General features: G+C 60.9%; 1 protein-coding gene. It reads left to right on the forward strand.

From position 1 onward, the window contains the following. A partial coding sequence (locus EN984_RS35070) for an ABC transporter substrate-binding protein (protein WP_164765945.1) occupies nucleotides 1-1,269 on the forward strand: 1,269 nt, incomplete at both ends.

The raw sequence follows: 1,269 nt of genomic DNA on the forward strand, positions 1-1,269 counted from the left end.
ATGAAACTGTGGAAAACCATCCTGGCGGCCGCGGTGCTGTCGCTGGCCGCCGGCGCTTCCGCGTTTGCCGCGCGGACCGACCTGGTCATCGGCATTCCGCTCGAACCCCCGCATCTCGATCCGACCGCAGGTGCCGCCGCGGCAATCGACGAGGTTCTATATGCCAATGTGTTCGAGGGCCTGACACGCATCGGGCCCACTGGCGAGGTGCTGCCGGATCTGGCCGAAAGCTGGACCATTTCCGATGATGGAAAGGTCTACACCTTCAAGCTGCACACCGGCGTGAAATTCCATGACGGCACCGACTTCGATGCCGGCGACGTGAAATTCTCGCTCGATCGAGCCCGCGCCGAAAATTCGGTCAACGCGCAAAAGGGCCTATTCGCGGCCATCGATACGATAGACGTCGTCGATCCGGCGACCGTCAAAGTGACGCTGAAGAACCCGCAGGGATCCTTCCTCTACAATATGGGCTGGGGTGACGCGGTGATCGTGGCGCCGGAATCGGCAGAGACCAACAAGGAGAAACCGATCGGCACCGGCCCGTTCAAGTTCCAGAGCTGGGCCAAGGGATCGTCGATCACGCTGGTCAAATCGGACAATTACTGGGGCACACCGGCGTCCCTCGACAAGGCCGAATTCCGCATCGTGCCCGATGCCGCGGCCTATGTGCCGGCCCTGCTTTCCGGCGACATCCAGGCTTTCCCGTTCTTCGATGCCGACAGCCTCGCGCAGATCAAGGACGATCCGCGCTTCAAGGTGGTGATCGGCTCGACCGAGGGTGAGACCATCCTGTCGATCAACAACAAGAAGCCTCCTTTCGACAAGTTGCAGGTGAGGCAGGCGATCTCCTACGCGCTCGATCGCAAGGCGATCATCGACGGCGCCTCGGCCGGCCTCGGCCAGCCGATCGGCTCGCACATGTCGCCGGCCAGCAAGGATTATGTCGACCTCACCGGCCGCTACCAGCATGATGTCGCCAAGGCCAAGGAATTGCTGAAAGAGGCAGGCCTCGAAAACGGCTTCAAGGCGACGCTGAAACTGCCGCCGCCCGCCTATGCCCGCCTCGGTGGCGAAATCATAGCCTCACAACTTCGCGACGTCGGCATCGATCTGGAGATCATCCCGGTCGAATGGGCGCAGTGGCTGGATCAGGTGTTCACCAAGAAGGATTACGACCTGACCATCGTCTCCCACACCGAGCCCAACGACATCGATATCTATTCGCGCAAGGACTATTACTTCAACTACGACAACCCGGCCTTCGAC

This window comes from Mesorhizobium sp. M7A.F.Ca.CA.004.12.1.1 (assembly GCF_003997835.1).
In the GTDB taxonomy this organism is placed as follows: Bacteria; Pseudomonadota; Alphaproteobacteria; order Rhizobiales; family Rhizobiaceae; genus Mesorhizobium.